The 25,679-nt window shown below is 33.9% G+C and carries 22 protein-coding genes; 5 read left to right on the forward strand and 17 right to left on the reverse strand.

The window, feature by feature from the left end:
- Positions 1 to 18: 18 nt before the first annotated feature.
- From Q0770_RS06930 to Q0770_RS06970, 8 genes are all read right to left on the reverse strand, one after another.
- The gene (locus Q0770_RS06930; protein WP_299115390.1) at positions 19 to 924 is read right to left on the reverse strand and encodes a polysaccharide lyase family 7 protein; all 906 of its coding nucleotides are present in this window, start codon (positions 922 to 924) and stop codon (positions 19 to 21) included.
- A gap of 15 nt (positions 925 to 939) precedes the next feature.
- Positions 940 to 1,920 (reverse strand): PKD domain-containing protein, encoded by a 981-nt coding sequence (locus Q0770_RS06935; protein ID WP_299115392.1) that lies wholly within the window; start codon positions 1,918 to 1,920, stop codon positions 940 to 942.
- Positions 1,921 to 1,939: 19 nt separating this feature from the next.
- A complete protein-coding gene (locus tag Q0770_RS06940) occupies positions 1,940 to 3,364 on the reverse strand; it encodes a RagB/SusD family nutrient uptake outer membrane protein (RefSeq protein ID WP_299115394.1) in 1,425 nt (474 codons plus the stop codon).
- Between the two features lie 18 nt (positions 3,365 to 3,382).
- Positions 3,383 to 6,439, reverse strand: a complete 3,057-nt coding sequence (locus Q0770_RS06945) for a TonB-dependent receptor (protein WP_299115396.1) — start codon at positions 6,437 to 6,439, stop codon at positions 3,383 to 3,385.
- A 354-nt stretch (positions 6,440 to 6,793) separates the two neighbouring features.
- A complete protein-coding gene (locus tag Q0770_RS06950; protein WP_299115398.1) occupies positions 6,794 to 7,165 on the reverse strand; it encodes a cupin domain-containing protein in 372 nt (123 codons plus the stop codon).
- Between the two features lie 31 nt (positions 7,166 to 7,196).
- The gene (locus Q0770_RS14700; protein WP_306420461.1) at positions 7,197 to 9,209 is read right to left on the reverse strand and encodes a polysaccharide lyase family 7 protein; all 2,013 of its coding nucleotides are present in this window, start codon (positions 9,207 to 9,209) and stop codon (positions 7,197 to 7,199) included.
- Between the two features lie 105 nt (positions 9,210 to 9,314).
- Positions 9,315 to 11,264 carry a T9SS type A sorting domain-containing protein gene (locus Q0770_RS06965; RefSeq protein WP_299115400.1) on the reverse strand — a complete coding sequence of 650 codons (1,950 nt, stop codon included), beginning with the start codon at positions 11,262 to 11,264 and terminating at the stop codon, positions 9,315 to 9,317.
- 12 nt (positions 11,265 to 11,276) lie between these two features.
- Positions 11,277 to 12,233 (reverse strand): polysaccharide lyase family 7 protein, encoded by a 957-nt coding sequence (locus tag Q0770_RS06970; protein ID WP_299115402.1) that lies wholly within the window; start codon positions 12,231 to 12,233, stop codon positions 11,277 to 11,279.
- A 237-nt stretch (positions 12,234 to 12,470) separates the two neighbouring features.
- Between Q0770_RS06970 and Q0770_RS06975 the strand changes: the two genes are divergently transcribed.
- On the forward strand, positions 12,471 to 12,617 hold the full coding sequence (locus Q0770_RS06975) for a hypothetical protein (protein WP_299115404.1): 147 nt from the start codon (positions 12,471 to 12,473) through the stop codon (positions 12,615 to 12,617).
- Between the two features lies 1 nt (position 12,618).
- Here the strand turns inward: Q0770_RS06975 and Q0770_RS06980 are convergent, their stop codons facing one another.
- On the reverse strand, positions 12,619 to 13,410 hold the full coding sequence (locus tag Q0770_RS06980; RefSeq protein ID WP_299115406.1) for a TerB family tellurite resistance protein: 792 nt from the start codon (positions 13,408 to 13,410) through the stop codon (positions 12,619 to 12,621).
- Between the two features lie 116 nt (positions 13,411 to 13,526).
- Between Q0770_RS06980 and Q0770_RS06985 the strand changes: the two genes are divergently transcribed.
- The 3 genes from Q0770_RS06985 (at position 13,527) to Q0770_RS06995 (ending at position 15,386) form a co-directional block, all read left to right on the forward strand.
- Positions 13,527 to 13,937 carry a BrxA/BrxB family bacilliredoxin gene (locus Q0770_RS06985; RefSeq protein WP_299115408.1) on the forward strand — a complete coding sequence of 137 codons (411 nt, stop codon included), beginning with the start codon at positions 13,527 to 13,529 and terminating at the stop codon, positions 13,935 to 13,937.
- A gap of 64 nt (positions 13,938 to 14,001) precedes the next feature.
- Complete coding sequence (locus Q0770_RS06990) at positions 14,002 to 14,733, forward strand: 1-acyl-sn-glycerol-3-phosphate acyltransferase (RefSeq protein ID WP_299115410.1); 732 nt, start codon at positions 14,002 to 14,004, stop codon at positions 14,731 to 14,733.
- Positions 14,734 to 14,735: 2 nt separating this feature from the next.
- Positions 14,736 to 15,386, forward strand: a complete 651-nt coding sequence (locus tag Q0770_RS06995; protein WP_299115412.1) for an HD domain-containing protein — start codon at positions 14,736 to 14,738, stop codon at positions 15,384 to 15,386.
- Positions 15,387 to 15,388: 2 nt separating this feature from the next.
- Here Q0770_RS06995 and Q0770_RS07000 read toward each other — a convergent pair whose 3' ends face one another.
- Positions 15,389 to 15,562, reverse strand: coding sequence for a hypothetical protein (locus Q0770_RS07000; protein WP_299115414.1), 174 nt, complete (start codon positions 15,560 to 15,562; stop codon positions 15,389 to 15,391).
- Positions 15,563 to 15,573: 11 nt separating this feature from the next.
- Entirely contained in the window at positions 15,574 to 16,446 is an 873-nt protein-coding gene (locus Q0770_RS07005) for an AraC family transcriptional regulator (protein WP_299115416.1), read from the reverse strand.
- Between the two features lie 256 nt (positions 16,447 to 16,702).
- On the opposite strand from Q0770_RS07005, the gene Q0770_RS07010 reads away from it, so the two are divergent.
- A complete protein-coding gene (locus Q0770_RS07010; protein WP_299115417.1) occupies positions 16,703 to 16,834 on the forward strand; it encodes a hypothetical protein in 132 nt (43 codons plus the stop codon).
- Here the strand turns inward: Q0770_RS07010 and Q0770_RS07015 are convergent.
- The 6 genes from Q0770_RS07015 to Q0770_RS07040 all read right to left on the reverse strand — a co-directional run bounded on the left by Q0770_RS07015 (position 16,831) and on the right by Q0770_RS07040 (position 25,658).
- A complete protein-coding gene (locus tag Q0770_RS07015; protein ID WP_299115419.1) occupies positions 16,831 to 20,199 on the reverse strand; it encodes a VCBS repeat-containing protein in 3,369 nt (1,122 codons plus the stop codon). The genes Q0770_RS07010 and Q0770_RS07015 overlap by 4 nt on opposite strands.
- A gap of 4 nt (positions 20,200 to 20,203) precedes the next feature.
- Positions 20,204 to 21,514: a vanadium-dependent haloperoxidase gene (locus Q0770_RS07020; protein ID WP_299115421.1), complete on the reverse strand. Its 1,311-nt coding sequence runs from the start codon at positions 21,512 to 21,514 to the stop codon at positions 20,204 to 20,206.
- Positions 21,515 to 21,583: 69 nt separating this feature from the next.
- On the reverse strand, positions 21,584 to 22,657 hold the full coding sequence (locus Q0770_RS07025) for a PA0069 family radical SAM protein (RefSeq protein WP_299115423.1): 1,074 nt from the start codon (positions 22,655 to 22,657) through the stop codon (positions 21,584 to 21,586).
- A gap of 108 nt (positions 22,658 to 22,765) precedes the next feature.
- Positions 22,766 to 23,392, reverse strand: coding sequence for a hypothetical protein (locus tag Q0770_RS07030; protein ID WP_299115425.1), 627 nt, complete (start codon positions 23,390 to 23,392; stop codon positions 22,766 to 22,768).
- A gap of 19 nt (positions 23,393 to 23,411) precedes the next feature.
- Entirely contained in the window at positions 23,412 to 24,194 is a 783-nt protein-coding gene (locus tag Q0770_RS07035; protein ID WP_299115427.1) for an enoyl-CoA hydratase/isomerase family protein, read from the reverse strand.
- Between the two features lie 9 nt (positions 24,195 to 24,203).
- The gene (locus Q0770_RS07040; RefSeq protein ID WP_299115429.1) at positions 24,204 to 25,658 is read right to left on the reverse strand and encodes a HAMP domain-containing sensor histidine kinase; all 1,455 of its coding nucleotides are present in this window, start codon (positions 25,656 to 25,658) and stop codon (positions 24,204 to 24,206) included.
- Between the last annotated feature and the right edge of the window lie 21 nt (positions 25,659 to 25,679).

The raw sequence follows: 25,679 nt of genomic DNA on the forward strand, positions 1-25,679 counted from the left end.
TCAATTAAATTTGTTTACTTAATGACTTACTTCTAGTTCGTAAAAACGAACTTTTGCAAATGCGCCTTTATCTCTTGTTTGGAAATAATTACCTGCTTTGAAATAATTTTCGAAAATTCCCCATTTTTTCATGTGAATACTCTCATAAACTTTATATTCATTACCGTTAAGAGAAATTACCATTTTGCCCTCTGAAACTTTGACTTCTAATGTAAATTTCCTGAAGCCTACTTTTTCTTCAAAGTTAAAACCTTCGTCATTTCCCCATGCATCTTCGTGTAGTATCTCTGGTACTGTTGCATTTATATCTTTTAATACTTTGGTCTTTACTCTTACTTTCCCATTATCCCAATATATTTTTAATATAGGTGGGGCGTTATTATCATCTTCACCAATTAAATCACGTTGTTCATTTGTTAATCTACCATGGATTTGCATAATAATTACACGATGATACTTACCATTAGAATCTTTGGTAACTTGATCCATAGCCAATTTACCTTTCATGTAACCACCATCCTTAAAGGTCCAATTTACATTGTTTTCACCTGGGACCATTTGTTCCCTCAACTCTGACCTAGTATATTTAGTATTCTTAGTTTTTGATTCTGTAGGCATTGCATGAAAAACAATGGCACCTTTAGTAGAATCTATATACATATATGGTTTAGCAACTTCATCACTGGCAAAATCTAGAATCTCAGGAGGCGAAATTTCATAGGGTTTGCCTTTATCATTGTTCACTGGAAGCGTTACCTTCCAGTGACTCAAATCTATCTTAGGCAGCTTTACCTTTTTTTTACGCTTCTTTTTTTGCTTCCGTTCTTTTTTTACAGCATTGGTTTTATTGTGCTCACCAGATTGTGCAAAGGCAATACTTAGATTTAAAGAGAAGAATAATATTAAAAGCGTTTTAAATTTCATCTAAAAAATTAATCATTAATTAACTGCTGTAATTGTTACGTAAGCAGCTCTAATTTCTTCGTTACCACTATTGTAACCATAATTACCTGATGCTGCTCCACCAATGCCTCTCATAAACAATGCCACGCTATTATTAGCTCCTGCATTGAATGAATATTGGTATGTGTTATAATCATCATTGCCAGGGTTTGGTATGACTTCTACTGTAAGGTTGTTAGCAGCATCTTCCATTTGAGCTACAGTTCTATAACCCCAATATCCTGTTGAAGAATTTCCTTGTGGCATTACAGCAGTATCTGTATAATATACAGGTGTATAACCCGCCTCATAACCACTACCAGCTAGCATTCTTAGTTCAAGAGAACTTGGTAATGTTCCGTCTGTTGTACTATGTCTTACGGAAACTTCTATTAGGTAATCGGCATTTGGCACGACTTCAAATTCTTGATATACGTGGTCTGGTTCGTTATTGTCAAACTTAACTACATCTGCTCCACTAGCAGTACTAGATTCTCCTTGATCTCCAAGGTCTCTATTAATCCAACCTGCACAGGCACAATCTGAACCTGATGATTTTGGAAGCTTTACGAATTCACTGTTTACTATTAAAGGGTCTGGGACTAATGGTGCTTCTGGCTCAATAACCTCTATAGTTTGCGATGTAGTACTTACAAGACCATTATTATCTGAAACTGTAAGTGTAACGGTGTAAGTTCCTTCTGCCGGATATACATTAAAGCCATCTAAATCGGTTGATGTATTACCATCTCCAAAATCCCAAGCATATGTTGTTGCACTAGTTGATAAATTAGCAAATGTATACTCTAAAAAATCGTCTACAGTAACACCATTTGAGAAACTAAAATTAGCTTGAGGTGGTGTAGCATCTTCGATTGAATTTTCACCTAAAGGTTCAAATTTATCTATATCACATGATTCCCATAGTAATGCGCCTACAAACAGCAGCATTATACCAAATATTCTTTTTGTTTTCATAATCTAATTCTTTTAAATTTTAATAGCCAGGATTTTGTTGCATTAACCCATTACTAAGGTTTATCTCACGTTGCGGAATTGGCAATAATAAATCTGTTGCTGAGTAAGAACCTCCTGTAGCAGTTGCGTGAGCAGAAAGTATAGATTGTGCTTCTCCAAATCGAAGTAAATCAAATAGACGTTGGTTCTCAAACGCTAATTCTGCACGCCTTTCATTTAATAAATCTTGCTTAGTAATGTTGGTAACTGTATCCGTTAAGCCAGCTCTATCTCTAATTTGTTGAAAAGAGTTAAGTGCTGCAGAAACACTCGTGTCTTGACCTCCAGCGATAATAGACTCCACATGCATCAATAGAACGTCTGCATATCTTAATACAACCCAATCGTTACCTGATAGTGTAGCATCAGACATAAATGTTTTGCCGTCAGCACCACCATCTTCACCATTAGGTAAATATTTTACAACTTGGTTTTGAGTTGGCTGAAAAGGGTCTATACGATAGGAGAAAGGTGTTCTGTCTGGACCACCATTTGCATCTAAAAATGCAACTGCATCTTGTGTGACGTAGTTAACACCAACTGTACGACCTACACCATTCATGAATTCTGCAGAAAAATCTTGGCTGTCAGCTTCTATACCTGGACTAAATACAATAGCAAAAATGATTTCATTATTGCCTTCGTTATAAAAGACATCATTAAAGTTTGGTTCGAGCATATAGCTGTAACCCATAATGTTTTCACATAGTGTTTGTGCTTCTAAATAATTGCCTAGTGTTAAATGTACTTTAGCTAACAAAGCTTCAGCAGCAGCTTTTGATGCTCTTGCATATTCACCATTCTCTAGGTTTGCAGCAGCAGTTTCTAAATCACTAACAATTAAATCATAGATAGTCGAAGTGGACACTCTTGTATATGCAGTCTCAGCATCTAGAGGACTTATTACTCTATCAACTAATGGTACATCACCAAACAAGCGAACTAAATTAAAGTAACTATAAGCTCTTGCAAATTTAGCTTCTCCTTCAAAAATTGGGGCAGCTGTTTGTGAGGCATTACCCAAATTTTCTAATACTAAATTAGCTCGGTATATTGTATTATATGTACTTCGATAATAGTTTTCTACTATACCATTGTTTGGTGTTATGGTATAACTTTCAAATTGAGCTGCTTCACCTTCTTGATTTTTTGTTCTGGTGTTATCACTTCGCATTTCTGTAACATAGAATTCTTGTTGTATTCCACGATTATCGTTTAAACTAGTAGAATTAATTCCTTGCATAGCATCGTAAATGCCAATTACACCTGTCTCAATTTGCTCATCGTTAAGGAAATAGTTTTCACTACTGATTACGTTTTCAGGTATTGGTTCTAAAAAGTCTTCGTTGCAGGCAAATAATAAACTGAATGTTAATAGTACGCCTATAAATTTTAAATGTTTCATAATACTTTCAGTTATTTTTTAAAATCCCATGTTTAAACCTACAGAGATTGTTCTAAAAACAGGAGAACCTGCTCTTTGATACCCGTAAGTAGTTGGACTTGTGTTGTTAATTGATTCTGGATTAAAACCTGTATAATCACTTGCAGTAAAATATAATAGATTTTGACCCGTTGCATATATTCTTAATGATGATAACCCTAATCTTTCTGAAGTATCCTGAGGTAGATTATATCCAAAAGTGAGGTTACGTAATGCCACATATGAAGCATCTTGAATTATAGCATTTGTAAATATCTTTTCTTTAATGAATCCTTGATTTGGAGTGGTAGATGTATTAAAGTCTTGTGCACTGTTAAAGTGATTGAATAAGTACTGATCTCCCATATTTCTTATTTCAGCCCCATGACTTCCTTGAAATAAGAAACTTAAATCAAAATTCTTATACTTTATATCGTTACCAATACTCCAAATTAAATCTGGATACGGATCTCCAAGTATTGTTTTGTCATCATCATCTATAAGACCATCACCATTTAAATCTTTTACATATACATCTTGTGCTTGACCTCCAACCGGGTGAAAAGGATCATTTATAAACTCTAATGGAATTTCACTATCCACAACCCATCCATAATAAGAAGATATAGGGTTGCCAACTAAGTTAATCCATTCTGCAGCCCTTTTAGAATCTACGTTTTGAATTTGACCGTTAGAATCTGCAAAGTCTATTAATTCATTTTCATTCATTGAGGCTAAAAGTGTTGTACTCCAGCTAAAGTTTTCGTTAACAATGTTCTTAGTTCTTAACTCAATTTCTACACCGGTGTTTCTTACCTCTCCAAGATTTACAAGTGCACTTGCAAAACCTGTTGTTGAAGGAACAGGATTGTCTAATAAAAGATCTTTACTTGTTCTTTGATAATAATCTATAGAACCGGTTACTTTATTATTAAATAAACCAAAATCAATACCTGGGTTAAACTCCTTTAAGCTTTCCCATTGCAAATCTGGATTAGCTATGTTTAAAGCAATAAAAGCCGCATCAGTATTATATACATCTGTTCCTAATAATGGTATTGAAGGAAATAATTCTACATTTCTATCACCTAGATTAAAATCTTTGTTACCCGTTAAACCGTAGCTCACTCTAAATTTTAGATTACTAACGACATCACTTTCAACTAAAAAGTCTTCTTCCGAAATTCTCCAACCTACTGAAGCTGCAGGGAAATTTCCATATTTGTTATTTACACCAAAAATAGAGCTGCCGTCACGTCTAAAACTCAATGAAGCTAAATATTTATCTGCATAGATATAGTTGACTCTTGCAAAATAAGATCTAAATCGTTCATCTAATTTGTAAGAATCAATTTGATTTAATATTGTTGCTGCTCCTAAAGTTTGAATAAGATCAGAGGTATAACCTGAGCCTAAAGTACTTTCTCCTTCATACTCCCATTTTTCTGAAGACATACCAGCTACAACATTTATGTCATGATCTCCTATGACTTTATCATAGGTAAAGAAAGCTTCTCCTAAGATATGTATTCTATTTTCATTAGAAACAAAATAACTAGCCGCTGCTGCTCCATTTCTGTTTGATAGGACACCTTGCCATCTATCTCTAAAGGTGTTTTGATAGTCTCCACCTAAAGTGGCTCTAAATTTTAATCCATCTAATATTTTATACTCACCAAAAAAGCGACCGGCAAGTTTAAATTTATAATCATTTCTATCTCTTTCTAAAACTTTGGCTGCAGGATTAGTATTAGAGGTGTTACTTATATCTTGCGCTACTGAACCGTCTCCAAATAAATCATAATTATCAAAATGTCTTTGGATGGCATAGTCCCCAACCTGTACATTAGGGTAGGTATTGAAATCTACAAACTGAATAGAATTTTCGTCATGATATAATGGTAACCAAGGTGCTTGCCTTAAAATATCATGTGTAGAGCCATCAAAACGTCTTCTTCTACTATATGAAGGCGCAATATTAACACCAAGCTTAAAATTATCACCGGCTTTTGTGTCTAATTTAAATCGCATATTGTAACGCTTAAAATCATCAGTCAGTAATACACCTTCATCATGAAGATAACCAAGTGATGCGCTAAATTTTGTGTTTTTACTTCCTCCTCTTGCGCTAAAGGAATGAGAACTAATCACTCCACCATCAAATATCACATCTTGCCAGTCTCTGTCGATACCAGTTGCTTGTGTAAGTAATTGTTTGTAAGCGGTTCTATTAGAAAGCACACCATTAGCGGCTAATTCAGCATCTACAGTTTCTGAAACTCTGAAGTAATAATCATCACTTTGTCTAGCCTCTTTAAAACCAGTGTAGGCGTTATAATTGAATCTTGTCTTTCCTTCTTTACCTTGTTTTGTTGTTATAATAATTACACCATTAGAACCTCTAGAACCATAAATTGCTGAAGAAGCAGCATCTTTTAATACGTCAAAAGACTCGACTTCGTTCATATCTAAATTTCCAAGAAAATCACTATCAACAACTAATCCGTCAACAACAATTAAAGGTGTGGAGTCACCGTTAAGTGAGCCAACCCCACGAATACGTATAGTAGGTGCAGATCCTGCTTCACCTTCAGTTGCGGCAACATTTAAACCAGCGATTTGTCCTACTAAAGCATCATCTACCCTTGCTACAGGAATTTTATCTAGATTTTTATTAGTAACACTTGAAACTGCTCCTGTTAAATGTTTTTTCTTTTGAGTACCATATCCAACGACAACGACTTCATCTAGAGTATTCGCATCATCAAGCATTGTAATATTAAGTGTCTGTTGGTTTTCAATAATGACGGTTTGCGTTTTATAACCTAGATAAGAAAATTGGATAACATCACCATTTTTAACTTCTAATTGATAATTACCATCAAAGTCAGTCGTAGTTCCCTTCGTTGTTTTTAGAATAAGAACATTTACACCGGGGATCGGCATATTGTCTGATTCAGCTATTACCTTTCCCTTTAGTGTATAAGTGTCTTGAGAAAATACTAAGACGCTGAACAAGAGAAAAACCATTGCTGTAAATTTCATTTTTACTTTCATAAATTGAATTTTTAGTTAGTCTTGATTGTTTAATTAATTGATTTTAAAACCAGTTCTTGAAAAAACAGCATCTAAATTAAAAATTAAAAGTCCCTAATTTTGTATCTTAGCATTAAGATTACTTTTAAGTAATTTTGTACTTCCAGCTCAAAAGAAGTAGATGCAAAAGGATAGACTTTAAAACCTATCCTTTTTTGTTTTATAAAAAATTGGTTTACCAGATTGGTTTACCAAATATATATAAAAAAATGTTAATTACAACGTTTTCGTGAAATTTTTCTCAGCGCATTACAGCTATGGCTTGTATTAAGCGACAAAGCATCCAAACATTAGGCTAGCCGATTTTTATTATAACTATTTATCTCCAAAATAAGACACCTTCCCGCCACTTAAAAAATCTTCTCTTACTGGACTAAAAGTGTCAATTAACTCTCCTTCTTCAAGACAAACTGCACTATGTATTAAGTTAGGTTCTATGTAAACACCATCTCCTGCTTCTACAATTTTTTTTTGGCCATCAATTTCAAATTCAAATTTGCCTGAAACGCAAAAGGTAGCTTGTGTGTGAAAATGTTGATGAGGCGCACCTAATGCCCCTTTGTCAAACTTGACTCTTACCATCATAATTTGGTTGTCGTAACCTAAAAACTTCCTTGATACACCTCCACCGAGTGCTTCCCATTCCATATCTTTTGTTATGATGTACTTTTCGCTAAATCGTTTCATAATTATATATTTTATAACTCTTGTCTGTTAATTATTTTTGTGGTATTCCAGACCCTACAGTTGCTTCTCTAAACCATACTTCAGTGTAACAACCATTTTTATACTGCTTAGCAATATCCCCTCCATAAGTTTCTGCACCTGCACACCAAACCATGTTCTTTTCAGGGTCTTTCCCATTCGTCTGGTTATAAGCACCTTGCTTAAAATAACCAAGTTCACCACTGTAAGCTATTGCTCTTTCTGTTCCGTCTTGACCAATTGGTACAAACAATTTTTTAGTTTGATCAGGTATATCTGATTTGTTTGCATATTCTGATTCGATTAAATTTTTAGTAAAAGTTTTAGTTTCATGACCATCACTTTTAAAAGTAAGATACATAATGCCTTTATAGACATTTACTTCATAGCTAAACTCTTCACCTAATTCAATACCATCTTCAGGTTCAGCTGGAAAATCACTTTTACTGGCTCCAACAACAGACATATCATGACCCCATACAGCACTTGAATAATCCCACCTTCCAGAATTATCTTCGCCATCTGTATTAATTTCATAATTCCAAAAAACAGAACCTTTAGTGTGCCCTGGGAATTTTTTATAAAATAATTTGAAAGGCTCATTCTCATGTCCTTCACCACTATGAATCTGCCCAACAACTACAGAGTAAGATGCAGCAACTCTAGCATCACCAGAAACGGAGACTTGCATAACCTTACACGTACCGGTTAGTTTTCCACCTTCTTCAGGTGTCCATTCTCTTTTTTCATGTAACTCAGTTCTTGTGTTACTAGAATTTTTTGAAGTCACCCCAGAATTAGGCGTTTTATAAACTACCCAACGCCTTGTACCATCAATTACAGTATAGAAAAAATCTTTATCTTCAAACTCAACAAGATTATCAACATTGGTTCCATCACCCATTAATATTTTAAATTTATCCATAAAAGGAATCACTTCACTTGGATACACTGTTTTTGTACTTAAACCGTCATTTGCCTTAAAATAACCTTCATTAGAGATGGCATCTTCGCTAATAGTAATATCCGCTGATTTAAACCATACTTCTGCATAATTACCATCTGCATATTGTTTTTGGATATCACCACCATGAGTTTCAGCACCCGAACACCATACTTTATTAACCTTAGGGTCTTTTCCGTTGGTTTGATTATAAGAACCGAGCTTAAAAAATAGGCCTTCACCCGTGTAGGCTTTTTCGCGTTCAATACCATCTTGTCCTATTGGTACAAATAAATTTTCAACTTGTTCTGGCATATTTGAACGTTCTGCATATTCTGAGGATATGAGGTTTTTAGTAAATGTTTTTGTTTCATGATCTTCACTAGTAAATGTTAGCGTCATTATTCCTTTATCTACTTCAACTTTATAACTGAATTCTTCTCCTAAAGCAATCCCATCTTCTGGTTCAGGTGGATAGTTGTTTTTATCATTACCAACAACAGAAAAATTATAGCCCCAAATAGGATAAGAATAATCCCATCTACCAGAGTTATCATCACCCGCTGTATTGATTTCGTAATTCCAAAAAACAGAACCTTTAGTATGACCTGGAAATTTTTTATAAAATATCTTCAATGGCTCGTTTTCATGTCCGTCTGCACTATGGATTTGACCAACCACAACGGAGTATGTTGAAGCAACACGGGCATCGCCAGTAGTAGCTACGTTCATGACCTTAAGAGTAGCATCCATTGAGGCATTAGTCATTGGGGACCATTTTTTTAGTTGAGCCAATTCCGTTCTGGTGTTATTAGATGTACCATGCGTATTTCCTGCATTGGGTGTCTTAAAAACCACCCAGTCTTCATTCTCATCATGCTTTGTATAAAAGAAATCTTTATTACTATAGTCTATTGCTTGTCCTATATTTGAGCCATCACCCAAGATTAAATTCCAATGCTGAAAAAAAGGAATGACATCATTTGGTTTTTGCTTTTTATTTTCAGCACAACTGTTAAAGCATACAACGGCACCTATTAATAAGCAATAGATGAAAATTGATTTAGGTTTTTTAAAATTCATAGACTATAAATTATTGATCAAATTGATTTTGGCTGAAAGTTTAAAGCTAAGCAAAAAGGCATCAATTCACAGTTGTAAGTTGATGCCTTTTTAAGTATTTGAATATTATTCTTTTACTATTTTTTTAGTGACGCTAGCCTCGTTTGTTGCTATTTTAATTAAATAAATACCACTTTTAAGGTTAGAGATATCAATACTGTTATTAACTTCTTTAACAGACAAGACCTCTTTTCCTAACATATCGTAAATACTAACTGAGTTGATTGTGACATTATTTGTCTGGATATTTAAAACATCTTTAGCTGGGTTAGGATACAAACTAAAATCTATAACTGAAACATCATCAATAGATAAAACTTCAACAACTTCAACTTCTACCTCATCGGCAGTGTAATTAATAGTTGTTACTATATTTGAATTGGTAGTTGTAATATTAGCAAAAGTTCCACTTACAGGTCCAGATCCATCTACTATCTTAAATGTATCTCCAACATTAGGTATATAACTTCCCCAATCTAAGTTTAATGTTGCATTTGTAACAGTAAGTGTACTCGTAATTCCTGTACCATTAGCATTCAAAATTTGGTCAAAATCTGTAACTGGAGTTAAACCATTAATTTCAAATGTAGTTGTAGAAGTTCCTAAATCAAATACATTTCTAATCTCAAAGTCACCAGGACTAGAACCTGGAGCAAAAGTTGCATTTGCTGTGTTGGTAAAAGTACCTGTCAAATTTACTTCAATATCTTCTGAACCTGAACCATCTATATTCATAGCACCATCATTATTAACTGTACCAGTTACAACTCTTATTCCATCATCACCACAATTTGTGGCATTGTAAACACCTCCGGTTAAGTTATTAAAAGTACCTTCAATATCCATCCCATGGTCAGTAGCTGTCATATTAATAGTACCACTATTGTTCAAGATACTTGGATTATCTAATTCTATTCCATCATCAGTAGGGCCAGTTATGCTTAAAATTCCTCCAGCATTATTAGTAAATATACCTGCTTCTTGCATTCTTAACCCATCAGTTGCCCCATTAGTGATTGTAATAGTACCAGAATTAGAAAAAGTAGCCGGAGAAGCATTTGAATTTGCATCAATTTGAATACTATGATCCGCAGCATCAGAAATATTCAATTGCCCACCTACTTCATTTGTAAATGTTCCTGCATCAGTATTATATAGTGCAATATCAGGAGAATTATTTAAATTAATCGTTCCTGTATTATTAACAGCTCCATCATTATCTAAAAAAAGTTGGTCATCAATAGTTTCATTAATAGTTAATGTTCCGCCTGTATTGTTATTAAAAACACCACTATCATCAACACGCATTCCATTATCACCTCCAGTTCCTGAAACTGTAATCATTCCAGTATTATTCAATGTCGTATTATCATTGACATAAATACCGTCATCACCAGTTGTGATAGTAACAGTAATCATTCCTTCGTTTGTTAAATTTCCAAATAGAGTACCTGAATTAGCATCATCTACATAAACTCCATCACCATCACCATTAACTTGTCCAGTATTTGTTACTGTGATTATTCCTGTTGATGCATTAGTAAATAAACCGGCTACAACATATAAACCATGTTGACCTATTCCATCAATTGTAATAGTACCATTGTTCGTACATGTACCTTTATTATAAAGTCCGTCTGCACTAGTTCCACCAAGGATATTTGAAATAGCAATTGTACCATTATTAATAACATTTGCAGAGGTTTGTATCTCAAGTCCTTCATCGTTTCCGGCAAATCCACTAATCGTTAAAGTAACACCTGTATTAACAGTAAGGTCTCCACTCCCGTCTACCAATACGCGTTGTACAGTTGCATTAGCAGATAAAACAACTGTAGCACCATTTAGGTCAACATCATCAGCTGCTGTTGGTAAGGCATCAGTATCCCAGTTTAAAGGATCTGTCCAGTTGGTGCCATCTCCACCTCCATCCCATGTAACTGTGGCAGCAGTTAATTGAAAGCCTATCGCCATTAATATAAATGTGATAAAAAAGCGCTGTGTAGAAATTTCCATAGTTAATTATTTTTAGTGAGTTATACTTAAATTATAGTATTTTACATAAGAAAATGCATCGGCATCTGTTGTAATTAAATAATTACCAGCTTTAAAATAGTTTTCATATTGCCATTTATCTAAACTAATATCTTGATATACAATAGGAGTATCGTTATTTAATTGCACCTCAATTTTAGCATCAGAAGCAGTAATTCTAAAATCAAAAGAATCATAACCTACGTACCCTAAATTATCTTTATCATCAGTCCATAAATTGTTTGAACTCGAATATGGCTGTATCAAGTCATCGCCTGAGGTATTTTCATCTACTAATGACTTTTTATGACACCAGATATAACCGTCTACCCAGTATATCTTTATAAGCGGGGGACCGTTATTACTACTAAAGCTGTTGGTACTAACATCTTCTTCAGAAATAATACCATGAATTTGCATTACGATTACTCTGTGGTAATTGTAACTAGAACTATTATTTTCTGAGACTTCTTTAACTTTTAAACGCCCAGTCATTTCCCCACCTTCTAAAAGCGTCCAGTTTTCTCTTGAATTGCTAGGATTTATTAGCTCTCTTAGTTCGGTTCTGGAATAAGAACTATTTGTTGTTGAGGATTCTGGATAGGTGTAGAACATTAAAGAGCTATCATCAGTGTCATCGTACATAAAAGGCATAACTGGTTCTAAAGTCTGATAACCAAAGTTTTTAAGTGAAGCTGGTTGATATTCATCTGGCTTACCATTATTGTTTTCATCAACCGGCAGTGTAACTTTCCAGTTAGAAAAATCTATATCGGCATACACTTCATTATTGTCATTATTTGAAGAATCATCATTACCATTAGGATTCTCAAGAGTAATATCACCACCATTAGGAGTTATGCTTTCTTCATTTTTATCAGAGCAACTTACTATTGTCAATGACATAAATGCCAATATCAAATATTTTAGGTTGTAATAATATTGTTTCATTTTAAAATTGGTTTACCAGATTGGTTTACCAAAAATAACAATATTTATTTAATAGACAAATTTTGTATTATTAAGAGTTTAGGATAATGTTCTCTTTTATAGAATTTATTAGTTCATTAATTTGGCTCGAAGATATGGTATGACGGGGAGCAAAAAAACCGATAATTCTCTATCGGGGGTTTTTAGATTTTGAAAGGATTTAAAATTATCACGACTCTTAAACTCTAAATCATCAACATGGAACTATACGATTACATCACTGGGAAAGGCGGCTTAATATTACTAGGGTTTATTGTTGTTTCTGTATTATTTTACAAGAAATATAAAACCCAACGCTACTTTAAATACATTGAAAAAAAAGAAAAAGAACGAAACTCTAAGTAGCTTATTTAAACCCGCGTTCTTTTTGGATATGCTCATAGGCCTCTTGTACTTGTCTAAACTTTTCTTCAGCACCATCACGATGCTCTTCCCCTAAATGACTTAAACGGTCTGGATGGTATTTTTTAGCCATTTTACGATAAGCACGTTTTACCTCATCATCAGAAACAGTCTTTTCTATCTCTAAAATTTTATAAGCATTATTTGTGCTATTATAAAACATGGCTTTAATGCTTTCATAGTCTCTACTACTAATACCCAAATAACCAGCAATGGTATAAATTTGTTTGATTTCATCTTTGGTTACCAAACCATCAGCTTTTGCTATACCGAATAAAAAATGAAGTAATTGTAAACGCGATGCATGATCCATCATCTGCTTAATCTGTAAGCAAACTTGACGTGTAGAAATATTTTGCTTTGTAATACCCTTAAATAATCTAAACGCTTTATTGGCACGCTCCTTACCATACATGTTGGTAAACTGCTGACGTACAAAATCGAGTTCACGCTGGTCTTGTTTTCCATCTGCTTTTATAACTACAGACGCCAGAATAAGCAAGCTTACTTCAAAATCTCCAGATTGAGTTTGCGCACGTTGCTGACGTTGTCTTTGGTAAGTCGGTTGCCTGTATGGGTCTCGTCTGCGTTTTTTACCAGCTTGACGCTCTCCAAGAAGTGGACTAGAGTCAGTGGCGTTGTCTACAATACTCCCTAAAGCCATACCAATTATAGCGCCTATTGGTCCACCAAAAGACCAGCCAATTGCTGCGCCTATCCATTTTGAAAAACTCATTCTATCATAGATTTTATGAATGCGTAAATATACTATTTGTTAGTGTATTGCAACCTTATTTTGTTACACATTTGGTATCTTTGCACTTCAAACTTGTTAAATAAAAAAAGAAAAATATGTATCCAGCAGAATTAGTAAAACCAATGCGTGAAGATTTAACTAATATTGGTTTTGAAGAATTACATACAACAGAGGCTGTAGATAACGCTATTGCAAAAGAAGGTACAACTTTAGTAGTTGTAAACTCGGTTTGTGGTTGTGCTGCGGCAAATGCTAGACCTGGTGCTCGCATAAGCTTAGAAAATGCAAAGCGTCCAACAAATTTAGTAACCGTTTTTGCAGGTGTAGATAGAGAAGCTACGCAACAAGCAAGAGCTCACATGGTACCGTTTCCTCCAAGCTCGCCAAGTATGGCTTTGTTTAAAGATGGAGAATTGGTCCATATGCTAGAACGTCACCATATTGAAGGTCGTCCAGCAGAATTAATAGCAGAAAACTTAATGGATGCTTATAATGAGCATTGCTAGTTTCTGATTAAGATTTTAAATTTAAACCACGATTTTCATCGTGGTTTTTTATTTTTACAGCACTATGAAATTACTCGCATATCCTATTACTGTTATCTACTTTTTATGTTTTGGGTTGACCCTGATTATTTTTCATCCAATACAATGGTTTTCTTTCAATGTGTTTGGATATAAAGTGCATAAGATTAGTGTGGATTGGTTACAATTTTTTCTCCTGCGTTGTCTTAATATTTTAGGTACACGTTTTAGTTTTAATAACCCTCATGAGATTCCTCTTGGAAGGCCTCTTATCATTGTAGCTAATCATCAAAGTATGTACGACATCCCTCCACTAATATGGTATTTGCGTAAACATCATGTAAAGTTTGTGAGTAAAAAAGAATTAGGAAAAGGCATCCCAAGTGTATCTTATAATTTAAGGCATGGCGGTTCGGTTTTAATAGATAGAAAAGAACCTTTAAAATCTATAACTGCTATTCAAAATTTTGCAAAACGAATTGCTAAAAACAATTGGGCTGCTGTCATTTTTCCTGAAGGCACGAGGAGCAGAACCGGACACCCTAAACCTTTTAAAACCAAAGGCCTTTTAACCATGTTTGAGCATGCTCCTGATGCTATTATAGCTCCTGTAAGTATCAATAATTCATGGAAAACCTTGCGTTATGGAAAATTCCCGATGGGATTAGGTGCTCATGTAAAGTTTACCGTACATAAGCCTTTAGAGCTTAGTGATTTTGAAGATAAAGACGCTTTGATAAAACAGATTGAAACAACAATAACTGAAGCCATAATTTAGTCATGAATCAATTAATTGAAACGACAATATCATTTGTAAAATCTGAACTTGAAAACGCAGAAGGTGGGCATGATTGGTTTCATATAGAGCGTGTTTATAAAAATACTTTACTTATTTCTAAAAAAGAGGATGTAGATATTCTTGTAGTTTCGCTAGCAGCTCTCCTTCATGATATCGCAGACCCAAAATTTCATAATGGTGATGAAACTGTTGGTCCAAGAATTACACGTGAGTTTTTATTTAAACAAAATGTAGATAGTAAAATTATAGAACATGTTGTTGCAATCATTGAAAATATGTCTTTTAAAAACTCTCTTGAAAATGGTAAAAAATTTACTTCAAAAGAATTAGAGGTTGTCCAAGATGCCGACCGTCTAGATGCTATTGGCGCTATAGGCATTGCACGCTGTTTTAATTATGGTGGTTTTAAAAATAGAGCATTATATAATCCCGAAATTGCACCAAATCTTAATATGTCTAAAGAAGAATACAAAACTTCTAATGCGCCAACACTAAATCATTTTTACGAGAAATTATTATTACTAAAAGACAAAATGAATACAGTTGCCGGGAAGCGAATAGCTTCTGAACGCCATAACTATATGGAAGGTTTTTTGAAACAGTTTTATGCCGAATGGCATGGTGAATTATAACGTTAATTTTCCTTAGCAACTTCTAAAGCTGTTATTTTACTTTCTAAAACAGATAGTTCTTCTCCACAACGTATAATATCTTCAATAGAAAGAGAAAAGCTATTATTAACAAGTTCCAAAATTTCCTTCTGTTTTATTAAATAGTACTCTATAGCTGTATTGATTTTATCTCCCATGATATTAAAATTTATTGTACTATACGTTTTAATTCTTTCCTATATTTTGAAGCACTTTTTCCAGTAAACTCATTAAATAGCTTGTTGAAATGAGAAAAGTTATTAAATCCGCATTCATAACTGATGTCCGTAATACTTAATTGACTTTCGGAAAGTAATTTGGTAGCATGCACAATCCTATATTCATTGACTAGTTTGGTAAATGTTTTACCCGTAACTTTTTTAAAGTATCTACAAAATGCAGGTATTGACATGCTTACTTTTTCTGCAATCACTTCTAAACTTATATGTTGTTGAAAATTTTCGTTTATGTATTTATATATAATATTGATTTTTGCATTGTCTTGCGGTTCAGTTTCAAATAGAAATCCATCTGCATTCAAAATTTTATAATCTTCTGAATTTGCTAATGATTGAAGAATATTTAACAATGCAACTATTTTATCAAATCCTTTCTTGTCTGCTAATGCTTCTATAGCAATGCCTAGTTCCTTTTTAGTATTTGTGCCAAAAAGCACTCCCATTTTCGATCGTTCTAAAAGTTGACTAATCAATTTCATTTCTGGAACATCAAAAAAATCATCACCTAAAAAATCAGGTTTGAATTGAACGACTGTTTCAGAACCATTTAAAGTCAATCGATCCACAAAACCATAATGTGGTAAATTAGAGCCTAAGAGCAACAATTGACTGTTATTATAGTAAGATAAATGATTACCAATATGTCGCTTCCCTTTTCCTTTATTAATGTATACAAGTTCTATTTCTGGGTGGAAATGCCAAAAAGGGTTGCTCTCACCAACATAAGCGCCATGTTTATGAACATGAATGGAACTTCCAAATGCAGGAGTTATTTTCTCTAAAACTGGTTTGAGCTTTTTCACAACATTAACAAAGTTATAGTTCTATGCTACAAGAAATATGTTCAAAATTATTAAAAAAATATACTATATTAACCTATTTGGCATCCATAAATGTATTTAATGTTAATATAACATACAAAAAGAAGTTGCTTTGATAAAATTGTATAGGTTTATTTTAGATAAAACCGATAACATTATATAACAATAAGTTAATCCTGTAATCTTTTTACACTTTGTTGTCAACGATATTTGTAATCGTAAAACAAAAACTAATGCTATGAAAAAGATTATTTTGTTATTACTATTAAGCCCTATCCTCTTAGTTGCGTTTGCCTTAGTAGGTCCTCTATTTTTATTACATAATATCGTAGATGTAAGGCACAGAAAAGACTTTCAAATAGGAAACTAATTACTAGTTATCTTTATTAAACTCGCAGGTTCATTATTTCTTATGACCAAAAGATGGGGTTGTCCAGCTATAGAAATTTCTTTAATGTGTTGTACATTTCCTGAAATTTTTAAACCACTTTCAGATGCTGATATTGCTTCAAAATTTGAGTTGCCTTTATTGATAAGTGTAGCGCCAATAGAAGCGTCGTATCTTCCATATTCGGCATCAGTACCATAGAAATTGCCGCCTGTAATCATATCTACATTTCCATCTTTATTCAAGTCTTTTATTACGGCATCATTAAGTACAGAAATCTGTATTTCGCTTGGTAGATTTTGGGTTTTAAATCCTTTTCCGTTGTCATTTACAAATAAAGTATGCTGAAAATGATTGGCTTTTAATACATTAACATTCTGCAGTTCTTGAGGTGTAAAAATATCTGTTATTGTAGCATTTGCATATGGCGCATAACGTGTAAAACGCTTTTTAAGCATCACCATATGATCAAGCATTCTGTCACGATTATGTAGTGGATAACTAACACCCTCGATATAAGTTGTAATTACGGGGTCAATACTTCCGTTATTATCAAAGTCCTTAAAATAGAGTTCTGTTGGTTCGGAATCCGAAGCTTTGAAAATTGAATTTAAACCTAAATTTCCGGCCACAATATCCTTAAAACCATCACCATTAACATCTGCTACTGTTACTGAATTCCACCAACCTACTTTTTTATCTAAGCCAAACTCTTTTGTTCGATTTTGGTATGTACTGTTTTCAAATTTAAATACAGAAATTGGCATCCATTCTCCAGATACAATTAGCTCTTTTGTGCCATCATTATCTAAATCGGTAAACTCGGCATCTGTAACCATACCAATTGAAGCTATATCTTTTGCCCATTGCAACGTGACATCTTTGAATATTCCATTATCATTTTTAAGTATATAACTTCTAGGTGTTTGTGGATAACGTCCTGGTGTTACTCTAGAACCAATAAATACATCTTGGTCTCCATCTCCATCTATATCATGGATTTTAACTACTGACCCACTTGCAAATAGTTCTGGCAATACATTGCGCGCTCTATTAAAATTGCCTTTACCATCTCCAAAATATAGCCTGTCTAAATAGGTTTGAGCATTGGCCCTATTCTCATTTCCGCCGCTGACCACATATAAATCAAGCTGATCATCTCCATTAGCATCAAAGAATACAGCGTCTGTGTCTTCATGCGTTTTATCAATTTCAAAACCTACTAAATACTTGTAATCAAATTTTCCGGATTGTGTTTGCAAAAACAATTTGCCTGTAAAGTCTTTTGCCCCTCCTAGATAAACATCTTCTAAACCATCGCCATTAACATCTGCAATAGCAACTGCTGGACCTTCTTCGCTATACTTATGATGCAATAAAGCCTCGCGTTTAAAGTCTATAAATTCATTTTCTGTATGCGAAAATCCTTTTCCAAGTAAGTCTGTTTGATCTTCAAAATAGGTCTCCGATTCTGTAGTTTGGCCATATGTTGATGTCGGATTATATTGTATTGAAATAATTTGATTTAAGTTTAAATTTTCAACAGTTTGCATTTTTTGATTAGGCCAGATAATCTCTAATTTATTAGCCGATAACCCTCTTTTTACACCAAAATGAAGCCTATGTTGAGACGATGACAAAAAGCCTCTTGTTGGATTATATTGTTCCGTTAAAACTGAACCATCAGACAAAGTGAGTTTGGCTATTGTGCCTTCTAATGGTTTTCCTTTAGTGTATTCAAACTTTAGAGAAATAAAAGCATTCTCTAGTTGTTGTTTGCCATTGTTTTTCATGATAAATGGCACCTCATTAATATTATTTACCACTACATCTAAAAAGCCATCATTATCTAAATCTGAATATGCCGCTCCATTTGAAAATGCTGGTTTTCCGCTATTCCATTGTTGGGAAACATCTTCAAAATTATTGCTGCCTTTATTTTTGAACAAAAAAGCAGGTACAGGAATACTCGGAATTTCTTCTACCCATTGTTTTAAGGTGATTTCCTTGGCATTTAGCTTCTTTTGAAGTTCATCCATTTTATACCTCGCATAATCATTGTTTGTGACATCGCGTTTGTAACCGTTTGTTATATGAGCATCTTTAAGACCATCGTTATCAAAATCTGCTAGAAGCACAGACCAACTCCACTCCGTTTGGGCGACATTATTTAGAAGAGAAATATCAGAGAAACTTCCATTTCCGTTATTAACATTAAGAATATTTGTGGCGTATTGCGTTCCATATTCATAATCCACCATTTTTTCGAACTTATCATAGTTCTGCATCATCATCATCATTTTACGACGATGATTTTTATTTGGTGCCATGTCCAAAGTAATTAAATCAGGATTACCATTATTGTTTAAATCTGCAAAATCTGAACCCATTGAAGAAAAGGATGTATGACGAAAATAGTTGTCTAGTTCGTCCACAAATGTGTTGTTCCCTTTATTAATAAGCAATCTGTCTGGCTTTACATAATCATTACAAACGTATATGTCTGGCTTAAAATCGTTATTAAAATCTCCGATAACAGCACTTAAACTAAAGGCATCGTTTAAAACACCAGCACTTTTGGATTGGTCAGAAAATTTATTGCCTTTATTTACATAAAATCTATTGGATAAATTTGTAAAATCTTTTGGTATTGCAGGTACTATTTTACCTTTTTCATTTCGCTCTACTCTAACCGCATTAGCTTCTTTTAGATTACTAGGATGATTAAGAACATAAATATCCAAGTCGTTATCGTTATCCGAATCAAAAAAATAAGCCTGTACGGAATAGCCCATATCTGCTAGCCCATATTCTTCTGCTTTTTCGGCAAAGGTTAAATCACCATTGTTAATATAGAGTACATTTTTTCTTAAAACATCATTAGTAGATGCCGATTTACAAACGTAAATATCTAATAATCCATCATTGTTTACATCTGCCATAGTAACGCCAGTTTTAAAACCCTGACCGCCATCGACTTTTGCAGAAACAGTAATGTCCTTGAACTTAAAATCACCTTGGTTTAAATATAATTTATTACCAACTGTATTGCCTGAAAAATACAAGTCTTCAAGACCGTCATTATTAATATCTCCTACAGCAACACCTCCACCATTATATAAATATTCGTATGTAATAATATTGAACCTATCCGTTTCATTAATCTCATTCTTAAAGTTAATATTTGTAGTTGAAGGTTCTAAATATGTAAATAACGAAGGCTCGCTTGACTTCTTAGTTTCTTCTGTTCTTGTATTTGTTTCAACAGCATTTTTTTTCTCTTCATCATTACAACCAAAAAGAAGTAAAATAAAAACTGTAATGCTTAAACGCTTCAAAAACCTCATAGTCTTACTGTAGTTTTTTCAATATCAGATTTGCAATTTCTCTGCCTTGCCTACCTCCTTCTTCAACACCTTGCATATAATGAATTCCGCCATAAAAACGGCTGAGATTTACCTGATTAGCGGCTTCTCTAAAGGATTTAAATGTACGTTGTTCTAATCCAAAACGCAGTTGTGTATTGTCTGAAAAAGCGTAGTTATCTCCAAAAATATGAGTCAACATCTCTGCTGCTGAAGCTGATGTTGCGCTATGACCACTTGTATATTCTGGAAAGGGAGGTGTTTGTAAAACAGGTGTCCATTCCGAGTCAATATTTTCTTGAATAAAGGTGACAGGTCGTACTAAATCTGTTTTGTATTTTACATGCCAAGCCCCGATAATAGCATCAAACATCGCCATAGACGTATATGTATATGCCTTTGTTGTTGTATAATAATTAGATTGTTCTTTCTCGGTGATTTGATTCACAATGTTTAACCAATGTCCTGGTGGCGTAAACTTATGAATGGTCGTTGTCATATGCCCTTTATGAACCGTCATTATTGGATTACAATCCCAAAACCATGCGATTTTCTCTTTTTCTTCAGTCCTGTTTTTAGACTCTTGGTAAACCTTATCTACCATTTTGTAAAATTCAGAATCTTTGTCAGTGCTATATTCTGGTAGCGGTTTAAAAGCAAAAACATTGGCGCTATCAATCACCATTGTTCTAATCTTATCCCAATGTGGTTCTAAACCTGATAAATAATCTGGTGGTGTTTCTCGCCAATTTTCTGGCTTTTTAGTACTCGTAAAACGCGGAAAAGTTCGTGTTTCAATATACATGTCTTTATCTATCCAACTACTCAACTGCTTTGATATTTCTGAAGCGTAATCTTGGGAGTTCTTTACAGTACTTTCTGAAAGCCCTAATTGAATTGCTTTTACTTTTAGAGAATCTATTAAATCTTCAAAAAAATGCTCAGAATAAATTAGTTTTTTCCCCGTTTCAGAAAAGGCTAAAAGGGCTGACAATTCTGGGTTAACATTATCACTTTCTGTTATTTTTAATTGCCCTAATCCATTTATTTTATTTGTGATGACACTTAAACTATCCTTTCGTAAGCTTTGAAGTGTTACATAATGTGCCAAATGCGCGTAGGCATACATACGGCTTGCGACTGGTGGTGTAAAAGCATCTTCCATTACTGCCTCTAACAATACTGTATTGGCTTTATTTAAATCTGTTGTTTTAAATACCCGAGCATCTGGTTTTGTCTCTTCTTTACATGATGCAAAGAAGACTAGGATTATCAGAGCGAAAAGTCTTGATTTCATGAGTGATTTATTAATCGAATAAATATAGGTAATTATTAATACTAATCAATATTGTAATAAAGTTGAGATTTAAAAAAGTCTTAGCTGTCCATCTTTATATTGCTCATGTAAATCCGTATTAAGTCTTGGCATTGATTTTCCTTTAAAATACTTAAGCCTAGCCAACCTAATTGTGTCATTAATTTGTTGGGCAATATGCCCTTCGCCTCGCATGCGTTTTCCATATCTGCTTTCGTTGAGAGTTCCGCCATGACAATCTTCTATTTGGTGCAATACTTTATCTGCTCTATCGGGCAAAGTCTTTCTTATCCAATCGGTGAAAATTTCCCCGATTGCGCCATTAAGTCTTACAATAGTATGTGCAATACTCAATGCACCTAGTTCTGATACTTTTTGTGCCATTGGTAATATCTCATGACTATTTATTGATGGAATTATTGGTGCTAACATTACATTGACTGGTATTCCGTTTTCACTTAAAGTCTTTACTGTTTCTAAACGCTTTTTAATGGTTGCAGTTCTAGGCTCTAAAATTCGTCTTGTGTCTTCAGATAATGAGGTGATAGATATATTAACGCCTATTAAATTATCCTTCGCTAATGCTTTTAATACCTCTAAATCACGGAGAATTAAACTGTTTTTTGTAATAATGCCAACTGGATGTTTGTACTTTAAAAAAACTTCAAGGCATTGTCGAGTCAATTGAAACTGCTTTTCTGCAGGCTGATAACAATCCGTATTGCCAGACATGACAATAGTATGTGCTTTCCAGCTTTTCTTTTTTAGAAGAGTTTCTAGCAATTTCGGGGCATCTTTTTTAACTAGAATTCTACGCTCGAAATCTAATCCTGCACTATAGCCCCAATACTCATGGCTATTACGTGCATAACAATAAATACAACCATGCTCACAACCTTGATACATGTTCATAGAATACGCCATACCCACATCTGGACTTGTGACTTTATTGACTATTGTCTTTGGAAATACATTAAGGTATTGGGTCTTATTTTTATCTGCAATTTCTCCTTCTTTATGGCAATACTCTAAAAAATCATCACGCATTTCGTAAGACAACTCAAAAAAACGGTTGTGAACATTGCTTTGCGCGCCGCGACCTTTTATGACAGATTTATGACTCATGCTAACTTTAGACTCCTTAGAAATGGACTTCTAAAATTAGATGTAATTCTGTCTTAAGACTGTTAATTACTCAAAAGGTTTTGAACAAATTTTGTAGGAAGAATTATGTTATTTTTTAGTTTTTGCTTGCTCATAAAACTCTTCTAACTTTTCGCAAGCTTCTCTGAAGCTACCTTCATGAGGAACAACTCTTACAACTTTATGATTTCTTAGACTTGAGTAATCATCTGAAGAAATATTTCCTTCGAGAATATAAACATATCCATCAAGATATTGTGGAATTGGATTTTCGAAAGTATTCATGCTCCAGAAATACGAACCTTTTATTAATTTGCTAAAATCATGAAACTGCTCATTTGTTAAGTCCATTTTTTCTTCAGATATCAAAGTGTAAATTTCATTACTTTCTATACCCTTACTCTCAAAAAACTTAACAACTAATTCATTATCCGCGTCATTGTAATGATTTAACCTAAAAAGCTTATGCTTTTGAAACGAATCAAAATGGCTAAATCTATAGCTTTCAAATCCTAAATCCCCTAGTTTTGGTTCATTAATAGAATCCAAAATCGTTTCCATTCTTCGAAAAAATTCAAAAGTGTTTTTTTCATCTTGAGGCAGTTCAACCTCAATCACAGAAGAATCATTATCAAAACTATTGTTATTTGATATGCAGTTAAAACAACATAAAAAGATTGAAATGATAATTAAGAATTTTATCTCTAAATTTTTCAATATTACACGAGATTTTATATTATTTCCCAGGAAAATCAGCCTTACGCTTTTCTAAAAAGGCCGTTGTGCCTTCTTTAAAATCTTGGGTGCCAAAGCAGTTTCCAAAGGCTTCTATTTCGGCTTGATAACCATCAACACCATCTTTATAATTCGCATTAATGGCAGAAATGGCTTCTGCAATAGCAACGGATGAATTTCTCATGATTTTACTAGCGAATTTTTCAGCTAAGGGTAACAATTCATCAGCTTCAACCACATGATTTACTAAACCATAATTTAAGGCTTGGTTGGCATCAATCATACCTGCAGTAATGACCATTTCCATAGCACGACCTTTACCAACTAATTGAGGTAAACGTTGTGTGCCACCATAACCAGGAATAACACCAAGAGATACTTCTGGCAATCCCATTTTTGCATTACTACTCGCTAACCTAAAATGGCATGCCATAGCTAATTCTAGTCCGCCACCTAGGGCAAAACCATTAACAGCTGCAATTACTGGTGTGCTTAAATTCTCTACAAAGTCAAATAATAATTCTTGTCCTTTTGCAGCTAACCTTCCACCTTCTTCGACATTAAAATCGGCAAATTCACTAATATCCGCACCAGCAACAAAAGCTTTTTCACCGCTTCCTGTCACAATGATTACTTTAGTGTCTTTAGATTGGTTTGCATCATCAAACGCATGATGTAATTCTTCTATAGTAGCTTTGTTTAATGCATTAAGTTTGCTAGGTCTATTAATAGTAATAGTTGTAATCCCATTTGAGAAATCTGAAAGTATATTTTCGTAAGCCATAATTTAGTTTTATTGTTTCGGAAAAGCCACAGTAAAGATAGTGCCTTTTTCATATTCTGAAGTAAAAGTAATACTTCCGCCGTAGGTTTCAACTATATTTTTAACCATCGCTAAGCCTAAGCCCATTCCGCTAGTTTTAGTCGTAAATTTAGGTTCAAAAACTTTAGGTTTGTTTTCATCCGTAATACCCGAACCATTATCCTCGACTGTAATATTAACATTATCACCGTCATTAAAAACTCGGACTTCTATTTTTGGGTGTTCCGAATCTTCGGGAATAGCCTGAATACCATTTTTAACCAAATTTGTCACTACTCTTATGAGCTGAGTTCTGTCAAAATTGGCAATGATTTCTTTGGCTTCTGGCTCGAATCTAATATAGTTTTCGTTAAAAATATCTAAGGCTAATTTTACGACATGAACCACATTAAGTTCTTCGCTTTGCTGTGCTGGCATCTTTGCAAAGTTTGAAAACGCGGAAGCGATGGAGCTCATAGTATCTATTTGCTGAATCAATGTATTACTGTACTCAGATACTTTCTGATTAATATTCTCATCTTGTGGGTCGAATTTACGTTGAAAGCTCTGAACACTTAATCGCATTGGCGTCAGTGGATTTTTAATTTCATGTGCCACTTGTTTTGCCATTTCGCGCCATGCTTGCTCACGCTCACTAGTTGCTAGCTGTACTGCAGATTCTTCGAGCTCATCAATCATACCGTTATATGATTTTACAAGGGTTTCAATTTCTATTGACGATGATGTTATTTCAATCTTTTTATTTCGCTTTTCGAGGCGGAATTCATTCATCTTATCACTAATCGTTTTTAATGAACGTGTTATGTATTTTGATATGAAATATGCCAATACAATTGCTGCCAAAATCATTGCCAAATATGCGAAACTCAATCGTAACAAAAACTCGTTTAGCTCTCTATCGAAAATGTCATCATCTTGCAGGTAAGGCACATTAAGAATTGCTATGTTTTTAAACTTCTCATCTGTTATAAATGAATAAGACGATTGAAAAACCTTACCATTAGTCTCGTTTTTAATCACGTAACGATGCTCTGCAGTGTTTGTTATCTGATTTAGAACCTCAGCACTCAAGCATTGGTTTAATGTATCTCTTTGAAGAGTGGCTTTTGAAGATTTTAATAATTGCCCTTCTAAATCGTATAAATTAATCTGAAGTCCGTGAATATTTGCAATACTGTATATCTCGTCTTTAAAAATAAACGGTATTTTTTCTGTAATTACCTCAAAAGAAGTTTCGTCCAAAACATGGTCAATACTGCGTCTTATTGCGGACTCTTTACGCTCTAATCTATCTGCATGATACTCTCTTGCCTCTTCATGATACTGGTATATAGTAACCGCTGCAATTAAAATTGAAGCCAGTAATACCAAAAGTATCATGGCTATAAATATGCGCGAACGAAGAGATATTTTTTTTAATGCCATAGAGGTTTTTATAGTCTTCTA

Source organism: uncultured Winogradskyella sp., assembly GCF_947501905.1.
Taxonomy (GTDB): domain Bacteria; phylum Bacteroidota; class Bacteroidia; order Flavobacteriales; family Flavobacteriaceae; genus Winogradskyella.